19 protein-coding genes are annotated in these 23,384 nt (G+C 60.3%); 13 read left to right on the forward strand and 6 right to left on the reverse strand.

Annotated elements, in window-relative coordinates; genetic code table 11:
- The first annotated feature begins 173 nt into the window (after positions 1 to 173).
- The 5 genes from kdgD to M5B97_RS16110 all read left to right on the forward strand — a co-directional run bounded on the left by kdgD (position 174) and on the right by M5B97_RS16110 (position 6,728).
- Complete coding sequence (kdgD, locus tag M5B97_RS16090; RefSeq protein WP_106578655.1) at positions 174 to 1,085, forward strand: 5-dehydro-4-deoxyglucarate dehydratase; 912 nt, start codon at positions 174 to 176, stop codon at positions 1,083 to 1,085.
- Positions 1,086 to 1,139: 54 nt separating this feature from the next.
- Entirely contained in the window at positions 1,140 to 2,585 is a 1,446-nt protein-coding gene (locus M5B97_RS16095) for an aldehyde dehydrogenase family protein (RefSeq protein ID WP_248732001.1), read from the forward strand.
- A gap of 96 nt (positions 2,586 to 2,681) precedes the next feature.
- Positions 2,682 to 4,046 carry an MFS transporter gene (locus M5B97_RS16100; RefSeq protein ID WP_134658679.1) on the forward strand — a complete coding sequence of 455 codons (1,365 nt, stop codon included), beginning with the start codon at positions 2,682 to 2,684 and terminating at the stop codon, positions 4,044 to 4,046.
- A gap of 11 nt (positions 4,047 to 4,057) precedes the next feature.
- Entirely contained in the window at positions 4,058 to 5,611 is a 1,554-nt protein-coding gene (gene garD / locus M5B97_RS16105; RefSeq protein ID WP_123714573.1) for a galactarate dehydratase, read from the forward strand.
- Positions 5,612 to 5,786: 175 nt separating this feature from the next.
- On the forward strand, positions 5,787 to 6,728 hold the full coding sequence (locus M5B97_RS16110) for an AEC family transporter (RefSeq protein ID WP_123714574.1): 942 nt from the start codon (positions 5,787 to 5,789) through the stop codon (positions 6,726 to 6,728).
- Here the strand turns inward: M5B97_RS16110 and M5B97_RS16115 are convergent.
- From M5B97_RS16115 to gatC, 6 genes are all read right to left on the reverse strand, one after another.
- Complete coding sequence (locus M5B97_RS16115) at positions 6,725 to 7,105, reverse strand: carboxymuconolactone decarboxylase family protein (protein ID WP_248732002.1); 381 nt, start codon at positions 7,103 to 7,105, stop codon at positions 6,725 to 6,727. The two genes, M5B97_RS16110 and M5B97_RS16115, sit on opposite strands and share 4 nt — an antisense overlap.
- On the reverse strand, positions 7,102 to 8,157 hold the full coding sequence (locus tag M5B97_RS16120) for a calcium/sodium antiporter (RefSeq protein ID WP_248732064.1): 1,056 nt from the start codon (positions 8,155 to 8,157) through the stop codon (positions 7,102 to 7,104). Before M5B97_RS16120 ends, M5B97_RS16115 begins: the two co-directional genes overlap by 4 nt.
- A 50-nt stretch (positions 8,158 to 8,207) precedes the next feature.
- The gene (locus M5B97_RS16125; protein ID WP_123714576.1) at positions 8,208 to 8,579 is read right to left on the reverse strand and encodes a septal ring lytic transglycosylase RlpA family protein; all 372 of its coding nucleotides are present in this window, start codon (positions 8,577 to 8,579) and stop codon (positions 8,208 to 8,210) included.
- Between the two features lie 157 nt (positions 8,580 to 8,736).
- A complete protein-coding gene (gene gatB / locus M5B97_RS16130) occupies positions 8,737 to 10,182 on the reverse strand; it encodes an Asp-tRNA(Asn)/Glu-tRNA(Gln) amidotransferase subunit GatB (RefSeq protein ID WP_123714577.1) in 1,446 nt (481 codons plus the stop codon).
- Between the two features lie 10 nt (positions 10,183 to 10,192).
- On the reverse strand, positions 10,193 to 11,644 hold the full coding sequence (gene gatA / locus M5B97_RS16135; protein ID WP_248732003.1) for an Asp-tRNA(Asn)/Glu-tRNA(Gln) amidotransferase subunit GatA: 1,452 nt from the start codon (positions 11,642 to 11,644) through the stop codon (positions 10,193 to 10,195).
- Between the two features lie 16 nt (positions 11,645 to 11,660).
- Entirely contained in the window at positions 11,661 to 11,948 is a 288-nt protein-coding gene (gatC, locus tag M5B97_RS16140; protein WP_123714579.1) for an Asp-tRNA(Asn)/Glu-tRNA(Gln) amidotransferase subunit GatC, read from the reverse strand.
- A 210-nt stretch (positions 11,949 to 12,158) separates the two neighbouring features.
- On the opposite strand from gatC, the gene mreB reads away from it, so the two are divergent.
- The 8 genes from mreB to tldD all read left to right on the forward strand — a co-directional run bounded on the left by mreB (position 12,159) and on the right by tldD (position 23,348).
- Positions 12,159 to 13,196 carry a rod shape-determining protein MreB gene (gene mreB, locus M5B97_RS16145; RefSeq protein WP_002555108.1) on the forward strand — a complete coding sequence of 346 codons (1,038 nt, stop codon included), beginning with the start codon at positions 12,159 to 12,161 and terminating at the stop codon, positions 13,194 to 13,196.
- 139 nt (positions 13,197 to 13,335) lie between these two features.
- Complete coding sequence (mreC, locus tag M5B97_RS16150; RefSeq protein ID WP_349292531.1) at positions 13,336 to 14,436, forward strand: rod shape-determining protein MreC; 1,101 nt, start codon at positions 13,336 to 13,338, stop codon at positions 14,434 to 14,436.
- Complete coding sequence (mreD, locus tag M5B97_RS16155) at positions 14,436 to 14,924, forward strand: rod shape-determining protein MreD (protein ID WP_003171788.1); 489 nt, start codon at positions 14,436 to 14,438, stop codon at positions 14,922 to 14,924. Before mreC ends, mreD begins: the two co-directional genes overlap by 1 nt.
- 51 nt (positions 14,925 to 14,975) lie before the next feature.
- Complete coding sequence (locus M5B97_RS16160; protein ID WP_248732005.1) at positions 14,976 to 15,572, forward strand: Maf family protein; 597 nt, start codon at positions 14,976 to 14,978, stop codon at positions 15,570 to 15,572.
- A 70-nt stretch (positions 15,573 to 15,642) separates the two neighbouring features.
- Positions 15,643 to 17,100, forward strand: a complete 1,458-nt coding sequence (gene rng / locus M5B97_RS16165) for a ribonuclease G (protein WP_010213134.1) — start codon at positions 15,643 to 15,645, stop codon at positions 17,098 to 17,100.
- Between the two features lie 76 nt (positions 17,101 to 17,176).
- Complete coding sequence (locus M5B97_RS16170) at positions 17,177 to 20,992, forward strand: YhdP family protein (RefSeq protein WP_248732006.1); 3,816 nt, start codon at positions 17,177 to 17,179, stop codon at positions 20,990 to 20,992.
- Positions 20,993 to 21,040: 48 nt separating this feature from the next.
- Positions 21,041 to 21,889 (forward strand): carbon-nitrogen hydrolase family protein, encoded by an 849-nt coding sequence (locus M5B97_RS16175; protein WP_248732007.1) that lies wholly within the window; start codon positions 21,041 to 21,043, stop codon positions 21,887 to 21,889.
- Between the two features lie 16 nt (positions 21,890 to 21,905).
- Positions 21,906 to 23,348 carry a metalloprotease TldD gene (tldD, locus tag M5B97_RS16180; RefSeq protein ID WP_134658665.1) on the forward strand — a complete coding sequence of 481 codons (1,443 nt, stop codon included), beginning with the start codon at positions 21,906 to 21,908 and terminating at the stop codon, positions 23,346 to 23,348.
- Positions 23,349 to 23,384: the final 36 nt, after the last annotated feature.

The raw sequence follows: 23,384 nt of genomic DNA on the forward strand, positions 1-23,384 counted from the left end.
AATCGAAGAGTAGAGGAAAAATTTCCTACGTCAAGAAGGAGCGTCTCAACACCGCACAGAATGAAGTCTGATGAATTGCAGTTGACGAATCTTTTTATAGTTGTACGATGACGTACGACATCGCCAAACCAACAACAACCTTTCACAGAAGTCTTTGCCAGGGTGTTCGAATAATGAATCCACAAGAACTGAAGTCCATCCTTTCCCACGGTCTGCTGTCTTTCCCGGTGACCGATTTCAATGCACAGGGTGACTTCCATCAGGCGGGCTACATCAAGCGCCTGGAATGGCTGGCACCCTACGGCGCCACCGCGTTGTTCGCCGCCGGTGGTACCGGTGAGTTTTTTTCCCTGGCCGCCAGCGAATATTCCCAAGTGGTGAAAACCGCCGTTGATACCTGCGCCACCAGTGTGCCGATCCTCGCCGGCGTGGGCGGTTCGACCCGCCAGGCCATCGAGTACGCCCAGGAAGCCGAACGCCTCGGTGCCAAAGGCTTGCTGCTGTTGCCGCACTACCTCACCGAAGCCAGCCAGGACGGTGTTGCCGCCCACGTTGAAGCGGTGTGCAAATCGGTCAAAATCGGCGTGGTGGTCTACAACCGCAACGTTTGCCGCCTCACTGCGCCATTGCTTGAGCGCCTGGCCGAGCGCTGCCCGAACCTGATCGGCTACAAGGATGGCCTGGGTGACATCGAGTTGATGGTGTCGATCCGCCGTCGTCTGGGCGACCGTTTCAGCTACCTCGGCGGCCTGCCGACTGCCGAGGTTTACGCTGCGGCCTACAAGGCCCTGGGCGTTCCGGTGTACTCCTCCGCGGTGTTCAACTTCATCCCGAAAACCGCGATGGACTTCTACCACGCGATTGCCAAGGACGATCACGCCACGGTCGCCAAGATCATCGACAACTTCTTCCTGCCTTACCTCGACATCCGTAACCGCAAGGCGGGCTATGCCGTGAGCATCGTCAAGGCCGGCGCCAAAATCGCCGGCTACGACGCAGGCCCGGTCCGTACCCCGCTGACTGACTTGCTGCCGGAAGAGTACGAAGCCCTGGCCGCGCTGATCGACAAGCAAGGTCCGCAGTAACTTATCAACAAGGCCGCTGAGCAATCAGCGGCCTTTTGCGTCAGGAGAAGATTTGTGTCCCAAGCCAAGCGTTTTGAAAACTACATCAACGGCGAGTGGGTGGCCGGTGCCGACTATTGCGTCAATCTCAACCCGTCGGAGTTGTCTGATGTCATCGGCGAATACGCCAAGGCTGACGTCGCCCAGGTCAATGCGGCTATTGATGCCGCCCGTGCCGCGTTCCCTGCCTGGTCGACATCCGGTATTCAGGCTCGACACGATGCCCTGGATAAAGTCGGCAGCGAAATCCTCGCCCGTCGTGAAGAGCTCGGCACTCTGTTGGCTCGGGAAGAGGGCAAAACCCTGCCCGAAGCCATCGGCGAAATGACCCGCGCTGGCAACATTTTCAAGTTCTTCGCCGGTGAATGCTTGCGCCTGTCGGGCGACTACGTGCCGTCGGTGCGCCCAGGCGTGAACGTTGAAGTGACCCGCGAGGCATTGGGGGTGGTCGGCTTGATCACGCCGTGGAATTTCCCGATTGCTATCCCCGCCTGGAAAATCGCCCCGGCCCTGGCCTATGGTAATTGCGTGGTGATCAAGCCTGCCGAGTTGGTGCCGGGCTGTGCCTGGGCCCTGGCGGAAATCATCTCTCGCGCCGGTTTCCCCGCCGGCGTGTTTAACCTGGTGATGGGCAGCGGCCGTGTGGTCGGCGACGTGCTGGTCAACAGCCCGAAAGTCGACGGCATCAGCTTCACCGGCTCGGTGGGCGTGGGTCGCCAGATCGCTGTGAGCTGCGTGTCGCGCCAGGCCAAAGTGCAGTTGGAAATGGGCGGCAAGAACCCGCAGATCATCCTCGATGACGCCGACCTCAAGCAGGCTGTCGAGCTGTCAGTACAGAGCGCGTTCTACTCCACTGGTCAGCGTTGCACCGCATCCAGTCGCTTGATCGTAACGGCTGGTATCCACGACCGGTTCGTCGCGGCCATGGCCGAGCGCATGAAGTCGATCACCGTCGGCCACGCCCTGAAAAGCGGCACCGATATCGGCCCGGTAGTGTCCCAGGCCCAGTTGGACCAGGACCTGAAATACATCGACATCGGCCAAAGCGAAGGCGCACGGCTGGTCAGCGGTGGCGGCCTGGTGACCTGCGACACCGAGGGCTACTACCTGGCACCGACGTTGTTTGCCGACAGTGAAGCCGCCATGCGCATCAGTCGTGAAGAGATCTTCGGGCCGGTGGCCAACGTGGTACGCGTAGCGGATTACGAGGCGGCGCTGGCCATGGCCAACGACACCGAATTCGGTTTGTCAGCCGGTATTGCCACCACGTCGCTGAAGTACGCCAACCACTTCAAGCGCCACTCCCAGGCCGGGATGGTCATGGTCAACCTGCCGACCGCAGGTGTGGACTACCACGTTCCTTTCGGTGGCCGTAAAGGCTCATCCTATGGTTCGCGTGAGCAAGGTCGCTATGCGCAAGAGTTCTACACAGTGGTGAAAACCAGCTACATCGGGTCGTAAGACGTACCCGCAGTAGGAGCCGGTAGCCTGCCGGTTCCTACACCCAACACAGAAATGCTTACCCGCAAAAAAAATAATTAGTGGGAGTACATCTTCATGCAAGCGACCAAGCCGACCCACGTCCGCTATTTGATCCTGCTCATGCTGTTTCTGGTGACGACGATCAACTACGCCGACCGGGCCACTATCGCAATCGCCGGCTCCAGCCTGCAAAAAGACCTCGGCATCGACGCGGTCACCCTCGGTTACATCTTCTCCGCATTCGGTTGGGCCTACGTAGCCGGGCAAATTCCCGGTGGCTGGCTGCTGGACCGCTTCGGCTCGAAAAAAATCTATGCCTTGAGCATCTTCACCTGGTCGCTGTTCACCGTGCTGCAAGGTTATGTTGGTGAGTTCGGGGTTTCCACTGCGGTGGTCGCGCTGTTCATGCTGCGTTTCCTGGTGGGCCTGGCCGAAGCGCCGTCGTTTCCCGGTAATGCCCGTATTGTCGCGGCGTGGTTTCCTACGGCGGAGCGCGGTACGGCATCGGCGATCTTCAACTCGGCGCAATACTTCGCCACCGTGCTGTTTGCACCGCTGATGGGCTGGATCGTCTACACCTTCGGCTGGCAACACGTGTTTATCGTGATGGGTGCGATCGGCATCATCTTTTCGCTGGTCTGGCTGAAAGTGATCCACAGCCCGCGCCACCATCCGATGATCAACGAAGCCGAGTTCAATCACATCGCCGCCAATGGTGCGATGGTCGATATGGATCAGGACAAAGGGAAGGGCAAAAAAACCGACGGTCCGAAGTGGGATTACATCCGCCAGTTGCTGACCAACCGCATGATGCTCGGTGTATACCTGGGCCAATATTGCATAAACGGTATCACGTACTTCTTCCTCACCTGGTTCCCGGTGTACTTGGTGCAGGACCGTGGCATGACCATCCTCAAGGCCGGTTTCATTGCCTCGTTGCCAGCTATCTGCGGGTTTATCGGCGGTGTACTGGGTGGGGTGATTTCCGATTATCTTCTGCGCAGGGGCCATTCGCTGACCTTCGCGCGCAAGGCGCCGATCATTGGTGGCCTGTTGGTTTCCAGCAGCATCGTGGCCTGCAACTATGTGGATATCGAATGGATGGTGGTGGGCTTCATGGCCTTGGCGTTCTTCGGCAAAGGCGTTGGCGCACTGGGCTGGGCGGTAGTGTCCGACACTTCGCCGAAACAAATCGCCGGCCTCAGCGGCGGCTTGTTCAACACCTTCGGTAACCTCGCGTCGATTACCACACCGATTGTCATCGGCTACATCATCAGCTCCACCGGTTCCTTCAAGTGGGCCCTGGTGTTTGTAGGGGCAAACGCGCTGGTGGCGGTGTTCAGTTACCTGGTCATCGTTGGCCCAATCAAGCGTGTAGTACTCAAAGAGCCTCCAAGCAAAGGGCCTGAGCTGACCAACCTAACCGAAGCGCATTCCTGAGGGGCCGTGTGATGCAATTGATTGAACATGCCGATTCGCCGCGCTCGATTCGTTTGCACGAACGCGACAATGTGGTGATCGTGGTCAACGATCAGGGCGTACCGGCCGGGACCGAGTTTCCTGACGGCCTGGTGACGGTGGAGTTTATTCCCCAGAGCCATAAGGTGACCCTGGAGGATATTCCCGAAGGCGGTCGGATTATTCGTTATGGCCAGACCATTGGTTACGCCCTGGCGCCGATTCCGCGTGGCAGTTGGGTGCAGGAAGACCAACTGCGCATGCCCACCGCGCCGCCGCTGGACAGCTTGCCGCTGTCCACCGAGGTACCCGAAGCCCAGGCGCCGCTGGAGGGCTTTACATTCGAGGGGTATCGCAACGCGGACGGTACTGTGGGGACGCGCAATATCCTCGGCATCACCACCACGGTGCAGTGCGTCACCGGTGTGCTGGACCATGCGGTCAAGCGCATCAAGGACGAACTGCTGCCCAATTACCCGCACGTCGATGATGTGGTGGCGCTCACCCATAGCTACGGCTGCGGCGTGGCGATCACCGCGACGGATGCCTACATCCCGATCCGCACGGTGCGCAATCTGGCACGCAACCCGAACCTGGGCGGCGAGGCGCTGGTGATCAGTCTGGGGTGCGAGAAACTGCAGGCCGGGCAAGTGATGCATGAGAACGACAGCTCCGTCGATCTGAGCGAGCCGTGGTTATACCGCCTGCAGGACTCCAGCCACGGTTTCACTGAAATGATCGAGCAGATCATGGCACTTGCCGAAACCCGCTTGAAGAAGCTCGACCAGCGACGCCGTGAAACCGTGCCGGCCTCGGAGCTGATCCTGGGAATGCAGTGCGGTGGTAGTGATGCGTTCTCCGGCATCACCGCCAACCCGGCGCTGGGCTACGCCTCGGACCTATTGTTGCGAGCCGGGGCGACGGTGATGTTTTCCGAAGTGACTGAAGTCCGGGACGCCATCTACCTGCTGACTTCTCGTGCCCAGGACAAGGAAGTAGCCCAGGCGCTGGTCAGGGAAATGGACTGGTATGACCGTTACCTGGCCAAAGGCGAAGCGGATCGCAGTGCCAATACCACGCCGGGCAACAAGAAGGGTGGATTGTCGAATATTGTCGAGAAGTCCCTGGGCTCCATCGTCAAATCCGGCAGCAGCGCGATCAACGGCGTGCTGGGCCCTGGCGAGCGCTTCAAGGGCAAGGGCCTGATTTTTTGCGCGACCCCGGCCAGTGACTTTGTGTGCGGCACGTTGCAGCTGGCGGCGGGCATGAACCTGCATGTGTTCACCACTGGGCGTGGCACGCCTTACGGGCTGGCGATGGCGCCCGTGGTGAAGGTCTCAACCCGTACCGAGCTGGCGCAGCGCTGGCCAGACCTTATCGACATCGACGCCGGGCGCATCGCCACCGGGCGTGCGAGCATCGAGGAGTTGGGCTGGGAGCTGTTTCACTTCTATCTGGACGTGGCCAGCGGCAAGAAGAAGACGTGGGCCGAACATCACAAGCTGCATAACGACATCACTCTGTTCAACCCGGCACCCATTACCTGAGACCGCGTCGACGGCCTTCGCGAGCACGCCCGCTCCCACTTTTTGACCGCATTTAACCTGTAGGAACGCGGTCAGGTGTGGGAGGGGCTTGCCCCCGATAGCGTTAGACCGGACGGCGCGGGTTGCATGGCTTATCATTAGCCACCTGACGACGCTCACCAAGGTTCCCCCCGGCATGCTGGCTATTTTCCTCACCACCCTGACCATCACCGCGCCGGTGTTTGCCATGCTGTTCCTGGGTGTGTTGCTCAAACGCATCAACTGGATCAACGACAACTTTATCCACACCGCCTCGTCCCTGGTGTTCAACGTCACCATGCCGGCGCTGCTGTTTTTGGGCATCCTGCATGCCGACCTGCACTCGGCGCTCAAGCCGGGTTTGCTGATCTACTTTGCTGTCGCCACATTGCTCAGCTTTGCCATGGCCTGGGGGTGGGCGATTTTTCGTTGCCCGCCTGAAGATCGCGGCATTTATACCCAGGGCGCGTTTCGCGGCAATAACGGGGTCATCGGCCTGGCGCTGGCCGCCAGCATGTACGGGGACTACGGCATCTCTCTCGGCGCTATTCTCGCGGCGCTGGTGATCCTGTTCTACAACACGCTGTCGACCATTGTGTTGGCGGTGTATAGCCCGGTGATCAAGTCCGACCCGTGGAGCATCTGCAAGAGCGTAGTGGCTAACCCGCTGATCATCAGTGTGATTGCGGCCACGCCGTTCGCAGTGTTCCAGATTGGCTTGCCGGGCTGGCTGGAGTCCTCGGGGCAGTACCTGGCGGACATGACCTTGCCGCTGGCGCTGATCTGCATCGGTGGCACCCTGTCACTGGCCGCATTGCGCAAAAGCGGGAGCATGGCCCTGAGTGCCAGCCTGGTGAAAATGATCGGCTTGCCGGTGGTGGCGACGCTGGGCGCCTGGCTACTGGGCTTTCGTGGGCCGGAACTGGGGATTCTGTTTCTGTATTTCGGCGCGCCGACGGCAGCCGCGAGTTTCGTGATGGCCAGGGCGGCCGAGGGCAATCATGAACTGGCGGCGGCGATTATCGTGATCACCACCCTGATGGCGGCGGTGACCACGAATATCGGGATCTTTGTGTTGCAGGCGGGAGGCTGGATCTAGCCTTCTTTCTGGTAGCTGTCGATCACTTCCTGGGCCGCACGAAACGCATCAATCGCAGCCGGCACCCCGGCATACACCGCGCAATGCAGCAGCGCTTCGCGGATTTCTTCCACGGTGCAGCCATTATTCAGTGCGCCGCGCACATGGCCTTTGAGTTCCTGCGGGCATTTGAGCGCGGTCAGCGCGGCGAGAGTGATCAGGCTGCGGGTCTTCAGTGGCAAGCCTTCGCGATTCCACACACTGCCCCATGCGTGTTCGTTGACGAAGTCCTGCAGCGGCTGGGTGAACTCGGTCGCGTTGCCCAGGGCACGGTCGACGAACACATCGCCCATCACTTGGCGACGCATTTCAACCCCGGGCTTTTTCTGATCGGTCATTGCGATTCCCTCTTGTGTTGGCGGCGCCAGGCTCGTAGCGATGTGAACAACAGCAACGCCACCAGTACCGGCAGGACGTAATACAGCATCAATTGTTCGAGTTTATTCGCCAGCGGCATGCCGGTGGTAAACGCCATCACATGCAGGCCATACGCAACGTACAGCCCCAGCAGAACCAGGCCTTCGGCGCGAGTGACGCGGTAGCCGGTATAGAACACCGGCAAGCACAAGGTGATTGCACCCAGCATCACCGGCAGATCGAAGTCCAGGGCGTTGGGGGACACCGACAACGGCGACGGTGCAACCAACGCCGTAAAACCCAGTACACCCAGCAGGTTGAACAAATTGCTGCCGATCACGTTGCCCACGGCTATTTCCCGTTCGCCACGCAGGGCTGCGATCAATGAGGTTGCGAGGCACGGCAGAGAGGTGCCGACGCCGATCAGCGTAAGGCCGATGATGCGTTCCGACAGGCCCAGGTCTGCGGCGACATCCACCGCCGCGCCCAGCAGCAGATGCCCGGCCAGTACCAGCACCAGGAACCCGCTCAGCATCAGCAATGCGCTGCTCAACCAGGGCGCTTTGGCCACGGTGTCCAGTGTGCGCGGGCGGCGTGAGTGACGGGTCTGGTAATGCAGCATGCCCAGGTAGCCCGCCAGGGCGGCGAGCAGTAGCAGGCCGTCGAATGGTGTCAGCGCTTCATTGGCCGCCAGGGCGAACACCAGCAGCCCGGCGAGGATCATCAGCGGAATGTCCAGGCGAACCAGTTGTCGCGACACCCGCAGTGGGATGATCAGCGCAGACAAACCCAGGGTGACCAGGATGTTGAAGATGCTGCTGCCGATCACGCTGCCCACGGCAATATCGGTGTTGCCGGCCAGGGTGGCTTGCAGGCTGACGGTCATCTGCGGTGCGCTGCTGCCGAAGGCGACGATACTCAGGCCAATGATCAGCGGCCGTACCTTGAGGCTGGCGGCCAGGCGCACGGCGGCGCGCACCAGGATTTCCGCACCGACGATCAGCAGCAGCAGGCCGCTGATCAGTTCAGCCAGGCTCCAGGGCGAGAGTGCGTTCAATCCGAAAATACTCAAGGCTGCCTCGATCAGTTGCTCATGGCTTGCACACGTACGCGTGCAGTGCCGCTGCCCAGCATACCCAGTTGCTCGGCCGCTTTGCGCGACAGATCGATCAAGCGCCCACGGGTATGCGGGCCACGGTCATTGATGCGTACCACTACGGATTTGTTGTTGGCCAGGTTAGTCACCTTGACCCGTGTGCCGAAGGGCAACCGCCGATGGGCGGCGCTCAGGGAGTTCTGGTTGAAGGGTTCACCGCTGGCGGTCTTTTTGCCATGGTGCTTGGCCCCGTAATAAGAGGCGGTGCCGGTTTCGTCATAGCCGTTGGGGTCAATGAGGCCGCTGGCGCAACCGGCCAACAGGGAGAACAGGGCCAGGAGGCCGAGTAGACGCTTCATTATCAAAGTGCCCCGTTACAAAGTGGAAGGGGGCTTGCCCCCGATAGTGGCGTGTCAGTCGCTACTGGTTTGACTGAATCGCCGCTATCGGAGGCAAGCCCCCTCATACGGTGTGTCCGAGTCAAGCATGAAGTTTCACTCGGAGCACTCACCGCTGTCAGCCTTCGAGCTTGCTTTTAAGCAGTTCGTTCACCTGTTGCGGGTTGGCCTTGCCTTTGGACGCTTTCATCGCCTGGCCGACAAAGAAGCCGAACATCTTGCCGCGTTTGGCTTCGTCCGCCGCACGGTACTGTTCGACCTGCTCGGCGTTGGCCGCGAGCATTTCATCAAGAACCGCGGAAATCGCACCGCTGTCGGTCACTTGCTTGAGGCCGCGCTTCTCGATGATCTCGTCGGCGCTGCCTTCGCCTGCGGCCATGGCTTCAAACACGGTCTTGGCGATTTTGCCGGAGATAGTGTTGTCCTTGATACGCAGCAGCATGCCGCCCAGTTGCTCGGCGGTGACCGGGGCTTCGTCGATTTCCAGGCCCTGTTTGTTCAACAGGCTGCCCAGCTCAACCATCACCCAGTTGGCCGCCAGTTTGGCGTCGCCGGCGATGCTCACCACTTTTTCGTAGTAGTCGGCTTGTTCACGGCTGGACGCCAGGACGCTGGCATCGTAGACCGACAGGCCGAACTGCTCCTGGAAGCGCTCGCGTTTCTGCTGCGGCAATTCCGGCAGGGTGGCGCGGATGTCGTTGAGGAACGAATCCTCCAGAACGACCGGCAACAGGTCAGGGTCGGGGAAGTAGCGGTAGTCGTTGGCTTCCTCCTTGCTGCGCATGGCGCGGGTTTCGTCTTTGTTCGGGTCGTAGAGGCGGGTTTGCTGGATGACCTTGCCGCCGTCTTCGATGAGTTCGATCTGACGACGCACTTCGCTGTTGATCGCCTTTTCGATGAAGCGGAACGAGTTGACGTTCTTGATCTCGCAGCGGGTGCCGAACTCGACCTGGCCCTTTGGGCGGACCGATACGTTGCAGTCGCAACGCAGCGAGCCTTCGGCCATGTTGCCGTCGCAGATGCCCAGGTAACGCACCAGCGCGTGGATCGTCTTGACGTAGGCTACGGCTTCCTTGGCGCTGCGCATGTCCGGCTCGGACACGATCTCCAGCAGCGGTGTGCCGGCACGGTTCAAGTCGATGCCGGTAGCGCCCGGGAATTCTTCGTGCAGGCTTTTGCCGGCGTCTTCTTCCAAGTGGGCACGGGTTACACCGACTCGCTTGATCGTGCCGTCTTCCAGAGGGATGTCCAGGTGGCCCTTGCCGACGATCGGCAGTTCCATCTGGCTGATCTGGTAGCCCTTGGGCAGGTCCGGGTAGAAGTAGTTCTTACGCGCGAACACGTTGTGCTGGCCGATCTCGGCGTCAATCGCCAGGCCGAACATCACCGCCATGCGCACCGCTTCCTGGTTCAGCACTGGCAGTACGCCGGGCATGCCCAGGTCAACCAGGCTCGCCTGGGTATTGGGCCCTGCGCCGAATGTGGTGGCGCTACCGGAGAAAATCTTCGATTGGGTGGCGAGCTGGGTATGAATCTCCAGCCCGATCACAACTTCCCATTGCATAGTGTTCTCCTCAGAAGCCGGTAGGGGTGCGAGTGTGCCAGTCAGTGTTCAACTGGTACTGATGCGCCACATTGAGCAAGCGGCCTTCCTGGAAATACGGGGCGAGCAACTGCACGCCTACCGGCAGGCCATCGACGAAACCGGCCGGCATGGACAGGCCCGGCAAGCCCGCGAGGTTGGCGGTGATGGTGTAGAAGTCTTCCAGATACTCGGCGATCGGGTCGTTGTTCTTGGCGCCGATCTTCCAGGCCGGGTTAGGCGTGGTTGGGCCGAGAATCACGTCGACTTCATTAAAGGCTGCCATGAAGTCGTTCTTGATCAGGCGACGGATTTTCTGCGCCTTGAGGTAGTACGCATCGTAGTAACCGGCCGACAGAGCGTAGGCGCCCACCATGATCCGGCGCTGTACTTCTACGCCGAAGCCTTCGCCACGAGAGCGTTTGTACAGGTCGGTCAGGTCTTTCGGGTTTTCGCAACGGTAGCCGAAGCGCACACCGTCGAAACGCGACAGGTTGGAGGACGCCTCAGCCGGGGCGATCACGTAGTAGGCTGGAATCGCATGCTGGTTGTTCGGCAGGCTGATTTCCTTGATCACGGCACCGAGCTTTTCCAGCGCCTTGACGCAGTTGTGCACGCTCTCGGCGATTCGCGGGTCGAGGCCGGCGCTGAAGTACTCCTTCGGCAAACCGATGCGCAGGCCCTTGATCGAGGTATTGAGGCTGGCGCTGTAGTCCGGCACCGGCTCATCGATGCTGGTGGAGTCCTGTTTATCGAAGCCTGCCATGCCTTGTAACAAAATCGCGCAGTCTTCAGCGGTCCGAGCCAGTGGGCCACCCTGATCCAGGCTGGATGCGTACGCGATCATGCCCCAGCGGGAAACGCGACCGTAGGTCGGCTTCAGGCCAGTAAGGTTGGTGAACGCGGCAGGCTGGCGGATCGAACCGCCGGTGTCGGTGGCGGTGGCTGCGGGCAGGAAGCGCGCGGCAACGGCGGCAGCCGAGCCACCGGACGAACCGCCGGGCACGTGTTCCAGGTTCCACGGGTTTTTCACCGCGCCGTAGTAGCTCGACTCGTTGGCCGACCCCATGGCGAATTCGTCCATGTTGGTCTTGCCCAGGGTCACGGCCCCGGCGGCGGCCAGCTTGGACACTACGGTGGCGTCATAGGGCGCCTTGAAATTGTCGAGCATCCTGGAGCCGCAGCTGGTGCGAATGCCCTGGGTGCAGAACAGGTCTTTGTGGGCGATAGGGGCACCCAGCAGTGCGCCATTTTCACCGTTGGCGCGCCGTACGTCGGCAGCCTTCGCCTGGCTCAAGGCCAGCTCCTCGGTGAGGCTGATGAAGCTGTTGACCTTGGGATCGTGCTCGGCGATGCGCGCCAGCAGGGTCTTGGTCAGCTCTTCGGAAGAAAACTTTTTGTCGGCGAGACCGCGGGCGATCTCGGCCAGAGTCATGTGATGCATGAAAGGCTCTTTCCCTTTAGTCGATGACTTTCGGAACCAGATACAGGCCGTTTTCGACCGCTGGCGCGATGGACTGGTAGGCCTCGCGATTATTGTGCTCGGTCACGACGTCTGCGCGCAGGCGCTGGCTGGCTTCCAGCGGGTGAGCCAGGGGCTCGATACCGTCGGTATCCACGGCCTGCATTTGGTCAACCAGCCCGAGAATGCTGTTCAGGGCTGCGGTGGTCTGTGGAAGATCGGCGTCATTCAGGCCAAGCGAGGCCAGATGCGCGATTTTTTCCACGTCGGAGCGTTCAAGCGCCATGGGATTCTCCAGTGGAAAACAGAACGGAGGGCGTCCGTGTGTTAGATTGTCGGAACACTACCGCATTTCTACGGTCATATGGCCGCGATTGTGGGGGTTGGTGCACAGAAAGTCGGCCAATTTAGCACATTGGCGCCTTGCCCAAAATCCCTGTCGTTGTTAGAGTTTGCCGCACTTTTTTACCCACGCGTTGCCTAGGGTCCCTTTCCCATGTTCAAGAAACTGCGTGGCATGTTTTCCAGCGATCTTTCCATTGACCTGGGCACTGCCAACACCCTTATTTACGTGCGCGAGCGCGGTATCGTCCTGAATGAACCATCGGTTGTGGCTATTCGGACCCATGGTAATCAGAAAAGTGTCGTTGCCGTCGGCACCGAGGCCAAGCGCATGCTCGGCCGTACACCAGGCAATATTGCTGCCATTCGTCCGATGAAAGACGGCGTGATCGCCGACTTCAGTGTCTGCGAGAAGATGCTGCAGTACTTCATCAACAAAGTTCACGAAAACAGTTTTCTGCAGCCCAGCCCTCGTGTGCTGATCTGCGTCCCGTGCAAGTCCACCCAGGTGGAGCGTCGTGCCATCCGTGAATCGGCCCTTGGTGCCGGTGCCCGCGAAGTGTTCCTGATCGAAGAGCCTATGGCTGCCGCTATCGGCGCCGGCCTGCCGGTTGAAGAAGCGCGCGGTTCGATGGTGGTGGATATCGGTGGTGGTACCACTGAGATCGCCCTGATTTCCCTGAACGGTGTGGTCTACGCCGAATCCGTGCGCGTAGGCGGCGACCGCTTCGACGAAGCGATCATCACTTATGTACGCCGCAACTACGGCAGCCTGATCGGTGAGTCCACCGCCGAACGCATCAAGCAGGAAATCGGTACCGCTTATCCGGGTGGTGAAGTGCGCGAAGTCGATGTTCGCGGTCGCAACCTGGCCGAAGGTGTTCCACGTGCCTTCACGCTGAACTCCAACGAAGTGCTGGAAGCGTTGCAAGAGTCCCTGGCCACTATCGTTCAGGCAGTGAAAAGCGCCCTGGAGCAATCGCCGCCGGAACTGGCTTCGGATATCGCCGAGCGTGGCCTGGTATTGACCGGTGGTGGCGCCTTGCTGCGTGACCTCGACAAGTTGCTGGCCCAGGAAACCGGCCTGCCGGTGATCGTCGCCGAAGACCCGCTGACCTGCGTTGCCCGCGGCGGTGGCCGTGCACTGGAAATGATGGATAAACACACCATGGACCTGCTCTCCAGCGAATAAGATCGCCTGGATGGTTCATGCTTCGTTGGCAGGCAGCACTTTGCAGTGCTGCCTGTTGGCGTTTATCTTCTTCAATCTGCATCCAGGCCGGTTAGATGCCGTATGAATAAAGAGAACATTTGCCTGGGAGGAGCGGCTTATTAAACCGCTTTTCGCCAAAGGCCCCTCATTGGGCGTGCGCTTGTTGGTGCTGGTCGTGCTTTCGGTCGCGCTGATGGTGGTCGATGCCCGCTTTGCACTGCTCAAGCCTGTGCGTAGCCAGATGTCGCTGGTGTTGATGCAGACTTACTGGATCACCGACCTGCCGCAACGTCTCTACCAGGGCGTGGCCAGCCAATTTGGCAGCCGCACCGAGCTGGTCGCCGAGAACGAAAAACTCAAGACTGAAAACCTGTTGCTGCAGGGGCGCATGCAAAAGCTCGCGGCCCTTACCGAGCAGAACGTTCGGCTGCGCGAGTTGCTCAATTCCTCCGCACTGGTCAACGAAAAGGTCGAAGTGGCCGAGTTGATCGGCATGGACCCCAACCCCTTTACCCACCGCATTATCATCAACAAAGGTGAGCGTGACGGCGTGGTGCTTGGCCAGCCGGTGCTCGATGCCCGTGGCCTGATGGGCCAGGTGGTCGAGCTAATGCCCTACACCTCGAGAGTATTGTTGCTGACGGATACGACCCACAGCATTCCGGTGCAGGTCAACCGTAACGGCTTGCGTGCGATTGCCAGCGGCACGGGTAACCCGGAGCGCCTGGAGTTGCGGCATGTAGCGGATACCGCCGACATCAAGGAGGGCGACCTGTTGGTCAGCTCCGGTCTTGGTCAGCGGTTCCCGGCAGGGTATCCCGTAGCGACGGTCAAGGAAGTAATCCACGATTCCGGCCAACCGTTCGCCATTGTGCGCGCCGTGCCGACCGCCGCCCTGAACCGCAGCCGTTACCTGCTGCTGGTCTTCAGTGACAACCGCACTCCGGAAGAGCGCGCCAATGATGCCGCTCAGGCTCAGGAGGCGGAAGACAAGCAGAACGGCACTACGCCGATCGTTCCGGCGACGGTGCCGAAACCGGCATTCGTGGGGCCGCCTGCACCGGCAGCCGTTCCGGCAGCGCCCGTAGCAACCCCGGCCAAGCCGGCAGCCCACACTGCGCGCCCCGCTAAACCTGCGGCGGCTAAACCACCAGCGGCGACGCCGGCAGCCAAGCCTGCGGCAACCACCCCGGCATCTACGCGGCAGAGGGAGGAATAATGGCCGGTACTCATTCGCGCAATGGCTGGATCGTCTGGCTGACCTTTGCCATCGGCTTGCTGCTCAGCGTCTCGCCACTGCCGCAATTCATGGAAATCCTGCGCCCGCTGTGGCTGGCGTTGCTGCTGGCCTTCTGGTCGCTGAACCTGCCGCACAAAGTGGGCATGGTGACCGCGATGTTTCTCGGCTTGGCGGAAGATGTGCTCTATGGCACTTTGCTAGGGCAGAACGCGTTGATCCTGACCCTGATCACCTTTCTGGTGCTGTCGTTGCAACAGCGTCTACGCATGTTTCCGATGTGGCAGCAGTGCCTGGTGATCCTGGTGATCTTCGGCCTGGCGCAGTTGGTGCAACTCTGGCTCAGCGCCTTGACCGGTAACCGTCAGCCGACCCTGGCGTTGGTATTACCGGCCCTGGTCAGTGCGCTGCTGTGGCCGTGGATCAGTTTCGGTCTACGTGGGTTACGTCGTCGCTATAAAATCAATTGAATGGATTGCGAGGCTCTGCCTGGTTATCGAACTCTGCAGGGAGAGTCTGGAATGAATTCGCTTTATCTGGCTTCGGGCTCTCCGAGGCGACGTGAGCTGTTGACCCAGATCGGTGTGCCCTTCACCGTGGTCGGCGCCTCCATCGATGAAACGCCTATTGCCAACGAACCCGCTGTTGCCTACGTCGAGCGTCTTGCGCGCGGCAAGGCCATGGCGGGTTTTGCTGCGCTTGAACAACCTTCCGATGTTTGCGTGCTGGGTGCTGATACGGCTGTGATCGTTGACGGTCGGATCCTCGGCAAGCCTGTTGATCAGGCCGACGCCCTGGCGATGTTGATGGCCCTTTCGGACCGCGAGCATGAAGTCCTCACCGCCATTGCCCTCACTGATGGGCAGCGCTGTGAAACCCGATGTGTAAGCAGCCGTGTACGTTTTCGAAGGGTTTCTGTCGAGGAGGCTACAACTTACTGGCACAGTGGCGAACCCCAGGACAAGGCGGGGGGCTATGCTATTCAAGGGCTGGGGTCGGTATTCGTGGCCGGTCTCAGTGGCAGTTATTCAGCCGTGGTCGGCTTGCCGGTGTGCGAAACCGCGCAACTGCTGGACCAATTCGGCATACCCTGTTGGCAAAACCTTACCGTGCGCTGATCGCTTGACTCCAGCGCCCAGCCTAAAGCGATCGGTCACTATTGTGAAAACGCCTGAACGAGACCCAGCCATGAGTGAAGAGATTCTGATCAATATCACGCCGATGGAATCGCGCGTGGCGGTGGTAGAGAACGGTGTTCTGCAAGAAGTGCACGTCGAGCGTACCCAGAAGCGCGGGATCGTTGGCAACATCTATAAAGGTAAAGTGGTGCGCGTGTTACCGGGGATGCAGGCCGCATTCGTCGACATCGGCCTGGACCGTGCCGCGTTTATCCACGCCTCGGAAATTTCCCTGCGCGAAGGCCCGGCAGTGGAAAGCATCAGCGCCCTGGTGCATGAAGGGCAGAGCCTGGTTGTGCAAGTCACCAAGGACCCCATCGGCTCCAAAGGCGCACGTCTGACCACCCAACTGTCGATTCCATCGCGCTACCTGGTGTACATGCCTCGCACTGCCCATGTTGGCATCTCTCTGAAAATCGAAGATGAAGCTGAACGTGAACGCCTGAAGAAGGTGGTAAGCGATTGTGTGGCGGCCGAGGGTATCAAGGAGGCGGGTGGTTTTATCCTGCGCACTGCCGCTGAAGGCGCAGGCGCTGATGAAATCTTGATGGACATCCGGTACCTGCGGCGCTTGTGGGACCAGATTGGCGCCCAGATCAAGACCATTGGCGCGCCAAGCGTCATCTATGAAGATTTGGGCTTGGCGCTGCGTACCCTGCGTGACTTGGTCAGTCCAAAGATCGAGAAAATCCGCATCGACTCGCGGGAAACCTTCCAGCGCACTACGCAATTTGTTGCCGAGTTGATGCCGGAAATTGCCGATCGCCTGGAACACTACCCTGGCGAACGCCCAATCTTTGACCTGTATGGCGTCGAAGATGAAATTCAGAAAGCCCTGGAGCGCAAGGTGCCGCTCAAGTCCGGAGGCTATCTTGTGGTAGACCCGGCCGAAGCCATGACCACTATCGACGTCAATACGGGAGCGTTCGTGGGGCACCGCAACCTTGAAGAAACCATCTTCAAGACCAACCTCGAAGCGGCTACTGCGATTGCTCGCCAACTGCGCCTGCGCAACCTCGGCGGCATTATCATCATCGACTTCATCGACATGGAAGACGAAGAGCACCAGCGTCAGGTGTTGCGTACGCTGGAGAAGCAGCTGGAGCGCGATCACGCCAAGACCAATATCATCGGTATCACCGAGCTTGGCCTCGTGCAGATGACCCGCAAGCGGACCCGCGAAAGCCTTGAGCAAGTGCTGTGCGAGCCTTGCAGCAGTTGCCAGGGCCGCGGCAAATTGAAGACCCCTGAAACGGTTTGCTACGAGATTTTCCGGGAAATCTTACGGGAGGCGCGAGCCTACCAGGCCGAAGGTTATAGAGTGCTCGCCAACCAGAAAGTGGTCGATCGATTGCTGGATGAGGAGTCCGGTAACGTCGCGGAGCTGGAGGGTTTTATCGGGCGCACGATTCGTTTTCAGGTTGAAACCATGTATTCCCAGGAACAATACGACGTGGTGCTGCTCTGATCCCCATTCGCTTTCTTTTCGTGAGACCGGCAGGCCATGATCTGCCGTCCGCCAACTGCCTTGAGGGTCGCCTGACATGGAGCGTCTGATACGCTTTTTTGCCGCTTTGACCCGTTGGAGCCTGGGCCTGTGTGCGTTGCTGCTGGTATTGGCGGCGGTGTATGTGAGCCTGGGTCGTCAACTGACGCCGCTGGTGGCCGAATACCGTGCGGAAGTTGAGGCCAAGGCCCAGGCCGCGGTTGATATTCCCTTGCACATCGGCAGCCTCGAAGGCCGCTGGAGTGGCTTCGCCCCGGTATTGCTGGCCCACGACGTCATGGTCGGCGAGGGCAGTAGTGCCTTGCGCCTGGACCAGGTCGAAGTGGTGCCGGATATCTGGGCCAGCCTGATGGCCCGGGAAGTGCGCATCGCCCACCTGGAAGTCAGTGGGTTGCAATTGAGCGTCAAGGAAGACAAGGACGGTCACTGGGCCCTGCAAGGCCTGCCGGTGCAGAATGACCAGCCACTGGACCCGGAGCAGGTGTTGACGCGCATGCAAATGGTCAAGCGCGTGTCACTGCTGGACAGCCAGGTCACCTTCCAGCCGTTCGATCAAGCGCCGTTGACCGTGACTTATGTCGGCTTGAGCCTGCATACCGGCATGACTCGGCAACGCCTGGACGCACGCTTGACGCTGCCTGACGGTCAACCGCTTGCCGTCAGCCTGCGCAGCCGCATTCGTGCCAGCCAATGGCGAGACGCAGAAGTTGAGGCCTACCTCAGTCTGCCCCAAAGCGACTGGGCCAAATGGATTCCCGCGAAGCTGACTCAGCAATGGAAGCTCACGCAGTTCCAGGCCGGCGGTGAGTTTTGGCTGAGCTGGGCCAAAGGTACTGTCCAAAGTGCTGCGGTACGTCTCAATTCGCCGCAAGTGAAGGGCAGCTACGCCGATCGCAAGCCTGTGCATATCGAGAATCTGGCCCTGACGGCTTATCTGCAACGCAGTGAGAACGGCCTCAAGGTGCTGTTTGATTCGCTCGCGATGAACCTGGGCGAGACCCGCTGGGAATCACATGTGCAATTGCAGCAAACCCTGGCCACGGACAAGGACCAGGAAGTCTGGAAGCTCCAGGCCGATCGCCTCGATCTGACGCCCATCACACCCTTGTTGAATGCCTTGGCGCCGTTGCCGGAAGGCTTCGCCAAGACCCTTGAGCATCTGAAGGCTACGGGTGTGCTGCGCAATGTGCTGGTGGATTTGCGCCCCCAGGACACCACTGACCGCAAAGTCAGCTTCGCCGCCAACCTTGAGCGCATCGGCTTTGATGCGTACTTCGGTGCGCCGGCCGCGCGTAATGTGTCCGGCAGCATCAGCGGCGATCTGGGCCATGGCGAATTGCGCATGGACAGCAAGGACTTTTCCCTGCATCTGTTCCCGATCTTCGCCAAGCCTTGGCAGTACAACCAGGCCAATGCGCGGCTGACCTGGAAGCTGGATAAAGAAGGCTTCACCCTGATAGCGCCTTACATCAAGGTATTGGGCGAGGAAGGCAAAATCGCTGCCGACTTCCTGATTCGCCTGCATTTCGACCACAGCCAGGAAGACTACATGGACCTGCGGGTGGGCATGGTTGATGGTGATGGTCGCTTCACTCCCAAGTATCTACCCGCTGTACTGAGCCCGTCGCTGGATGAGTGGCTGCGCACAGCCATTCTCATGGGGGCGGTTGACCAAGGTTTCTTCCAGTACCAAGGTTCGCTGAATCACGACGCGCTGCCGGCTTCGCGCAATATCAGCCTGTTCTTCAAGGTGCATGACGCTGAGTTGGCGTTCCAGCCGGGTTGGCCTCATGTGAGCAAGGTCGACGGTGAAGTGTTCGTCGAAGAGAGCGGTGTGCGCATCCTGGCCAGCAAGGGCCAGTTGCTCGACACCAAGGTCAAGGATGTCTACGTCAATATTCCCCACGCACCTGCCGGCCAGGACAGCCACCTGCTGCTGACCGGAGGGTTTTCCGGTGGCCTGGGCGATGGCCTGAAAATCCTCCAGGAAGCGCCAATAGGCACCGCCTCGACGTTCGCCGGCTGGAAAGGCGATGGCGATCTGCAAGGCAACCTGGACCTGGACGTGCCCCTGGCCAAGGGGACCGACCCCAAGATCGTGGTGGATTTCAAGACCGACAAAGCCCGACTGCAACTGGCGGAACCGTCCCTTGACCTGACCCAGCTCAAGGGCGACTTCCGCTTCGACAGCGCCAAGGGTCTGAGCGGCCAGAATATCTCGGCACAGGCGTTCGATCGCCCCATCACCGCGCAGATTGTTGCCGATGGCAAGCCCGGCAATATCAGCACCCGCGTGACCGCCAAAGGCCAGGTTACGGTCAAGCGTCTGACGGATTGGTTGAAGATCAGCCAGCCGCTGCCGGTTTCCGGTGACATTCCGTACCAATTGCAACTGACGCTGGATGGCGCTGACAGCCAACTGATGGTCAGCTCCAATATGAAGGGCGTCGCGGTAGATTTGCCCGCGCCCTTTGGCATGCCGGCCAGCCAAGGGCGTGACAGCGTATTCCGCATGACCTTGCAAGGCGCCGAGCGCCGCTATTGGTTCAGTTACGGCGAACTGGCTAACTTCACGTTTGCTGCGCCGCCGGACAAGCTCAATGACGGTCGCGGCGAGTTGTTCCTCGGCGATGGCAACGCGTTATTGCCCGCGGCCAAGGGCCTGCGCATTCGGGGCGTACTGTCGGAGTTGGATATCGACCCATGGAAAAAACTGGTGAGCCGATACGCGGGCAACGATCCGGGCGGCAGCGCCAAGCAACTGCTCAGTGGTGCCGATTTCAAGGTGGGCAAGCTGACGGGCTTCGGTTCCCAGTTGGATCAGGTCAACCTGCAGCTTGATCGCAAGCCGGCTGCCTGGGGCTTGCAGCTCGACAGCCAGCAGGCTAAAGGCACGGTCAACCTGCCGGACGCCAGGGGCGCGCCGATTGCGATCAAGCTGCAATACGTGAAATTACCTGCGGTGGACCCGACGGTACAGGCGGATGAAAACGCTCCTGACCCGCTGGCCGATATTGATCCGAAGGATATTCCGGCACTGGATATCGGTATCGACAAGCTGTATCAGGGGCCGGACCTTGTAGGGGCCTGGTCGCTGAAGATCAGGCCGACCGCCAAGGGCCTGGCGTTTACCGATCTGGACCTGGGACTCAAGGGCATGCTGCTCAAGGGCGCCGGTGGCTGGGAAGGTGCGCCAGGTGCCAGCAACAGTTGGTACAAAGGGCGCCTGGATGGCAAGAACATTGCCGATGTGCTGAAGGGCTGGGGCTTTGCGCCGACCGTGACCAGCGAGGACTTCCACCTGGACGTGGATGGTCGTTGGCCGGGCTCGCCGGCGTGGGTCGGGCCCAAGCGTTTCTCCGGCAGCCTGGATGCATCGTTCCGTAAAGGTCAGTTTGTCGAAGTGGAAGGTGGCGCCCAGGCGTTGCGGGTGTTCGGCCTGCTGAACTTCAACTCTATCGGTCGTCGTCTGCGCCTGGACTTCTCGGACCTGCTCGGCAAGGGTTTGAGCTATGACCGGGTCAAAGGTTTGCTGGCGGCCAGTGACGGTGTGTTCGTGACTCGTGAGCCCATTACCATGACCGGGCCGTCGACCAATCTGGAACTCAACGGCACCCTCGACCTAGTGGCTGATCGTGTCAACGCCAAGCTGTTGGTTACCTTGCCTGTGACCAACAACCTGCCCATCGCGGCGCTGATTGTCGGTGCGCCGGCCATCGGTGGTGCGTTGTTCCTGATCGATAAACTGATCGGTGACCGGGTTTCGCGCTTCGCCAGCGTGCAATACAAAGTGGAAGGGCCTTGGAAAGACCCGAAAATCACCTTCGACAAGCCATTTGAAAAACCAAACTGAGAGACTGTGGAGTAGCATGGCCCCATGCCAATCGTGGAGTGTGGGCCCATGTCCTTTGCAGTAATTCAAATGGTCAGCCAAAGCGATGTGCTGGCCAACCTGGCCCAGGCCCGGCGTTTGCTGGAGCAAGCGGCGCTGCGCGGTGCGACGCTTGCGGTGCTGCCGGAGAACTTCGCGGCCATGGGGCGCCGTGATGTGGCCGATATCGGCCGCGCCGAGGCCTCGGGTGAAGGCCCGATCCTGCCGTGGTTGAAACAGACCGCCCGCGACCTCACCTTATGGATAGTGGCCGGCACATTGCCGTTGCCTCCCGAAGGCCAGCCGAATGCCAAGCCCAACGCCTGCTCGCTGCTGATTGACGATCAGGGTGAGATTGTCGCCCGTTACGACAAGCTGCATTTGTTCGACGTCGATGTCGCCGATGCTCGTGGTCGTTATCGGGAATCTGACGACTATGCTTTCGGTGGCAAGGTGGTGGTGGTGGATACGCCGGTGGGTCGATTGGGGCTGACCGTGTGTTATGACCTGCGTTTTCCCGAGCTGTACAGTGAGTTGCGCGCAGCGGGCGCAGAGTTGATCACCGCCCCCTCGGCTTTTACTGCCGTGACTGGGGCGGCGCATTGGGACGTGTTGATTCGCGCGCGCGCCATCGAAACCCAGTGTTACGTGCTGGCGGCCGCACAAGGCGGCGTGCACCCAGGGCCACGGGAAACCTTTGGGCATGCGGCGATTGTCGACCCTTGGGGGCGTGTGCTGACACAACAGGATCAAGGCGAAGCGGTGTTGTTGGCCGAGCGCGACAGCAGTGAACAGGCGTCGATACGGGCGCGCATGCCGGTGGCGAACCATCGGCGCTTTTTCTCGCAGGGCGCACAGCGGCCTGCTTCAGAACGATGAATTTAAGGCCAAACCTATGAGCGAGTTGTTGTCCTCAGTCAGTGAACACCTCCTGGCACCCGGTGGCGTGACCATCGAAAGCTTGCAAACCGTGCTGGGCGATCTGGCCGGGCCGGGCATCGATGCAGCCGACCTGTATTTTCAGGGGCAGATTTCCGAGTCCTGGGCGCTTGAAGACGGCATCGTCAAGGAAGGCAGTTTCAACCTTGACCAGGGTGTAGGCGTGCGAGCGCAATCGGGTGAGAAAACCGGTTTTGCCTACAGCAATGCAATCACACTGGAGGCCCTGGGCCTGGCGGCCCGTGCGGCGCGTTCGATTTCTCGTGCCGGGCAAAATGGCACGGTACAGGCGTTCAGCACCCAGGATGTCGCCCAGCTATATGCACCGGATAACCCCCTGGAAGTGATCAGCCGTGCGGAAAAGGTTGAGCTGCTCAAGCGCGTCGACGCGGCCACCCGTGCCCTGGACCCGCGTATTCAGCAGGTCACCGTAAGCATGGCCGGTGTGTGGGAGCGCATCTTGGTGGCGTCCACCGACGGCGGGCTGGCGGCGGATGTGCGGCCACTGGTGCGTTTCAATGTCAGCGTGATCGTCGAACATAATGGGCGCCGCGAACGCGGTGGTCATGGCGGCGGCGGTCGTACCGACTACCGTTATTTCCTTACTGACGACCGTGCCATGGGCTATGCCCGTGAAGCGCTGCGCCAGGCGTTGGTCAACCTGGAGGCGATTCCGGCACCGGCGGGTACCTTGCCGGTGGTGCTGGGTTCGGGTTGGTCCGGGGTTTTGCTGCACGAAGCGGTGGGGCATGGCCTGGAAGGCGACTTCAACCGTAAGGGCAGCTCCGCCTACAGCGGGCGCATGGGCGAGATGGTTGCCTCCAAGCTGTGCACCATTGTCGATGATGGCACTTTGGCGGGCCGTCGGGGCTCGCTGAGCGTTGATGACGAAGGTACGCCGACCGAGTGCACCACGCTGATCGAGAACGGCGTACTCAAGGGCTACATGCAAGACAAGCTCAACGCCCGCCTGATGGGCGTGGCACGTACCGGCAACGGCCGCCGCGAATCTTATGCGCACCTGCCGATGCCACGCATGACCAACACCTACATGCTCGGTGGTGAAAGCGACCCGGCGGAAATCATCGCGTCGGTTAAGCGCGGGATCTACTGCGCCAACCTTGGCGGCGGGCAGGTGGATATCACCAGTGGCAAGTTTGTGTTTTCCACCAGCGAGGCGTACCTGATCGAAGACGGCAAGATCACCGCGCCGGTCAAGGGCGCGACGTTGATTGGTAACGGGCCGGAAGCGATGAGCAAGGTGTCGATGGTCGGTAATGACCTGTCGCTGGATAGTGGCGTCGGCACGTGCGGCAAGGATGGGCAGTCGGTGCCGGTGGGTGTCGGCCAGCCAACCCTGAAAATTGATGCGATTACCGTAGGGGGGACGGGGTCGTAAGCCGCGGAGCTTCGGGTGGCGAAGGTCGCCACCCGG

It is taken from the genome of Pseudomonas sp. MWU13-2517 (genome assembly GCF_023242545.1).
Lineage (GTDB): Bacteria > Pseudomonadota > Gammaproteobacteria > Pseudomonadales > Pseudomonadaceae > Aquipseudomonas.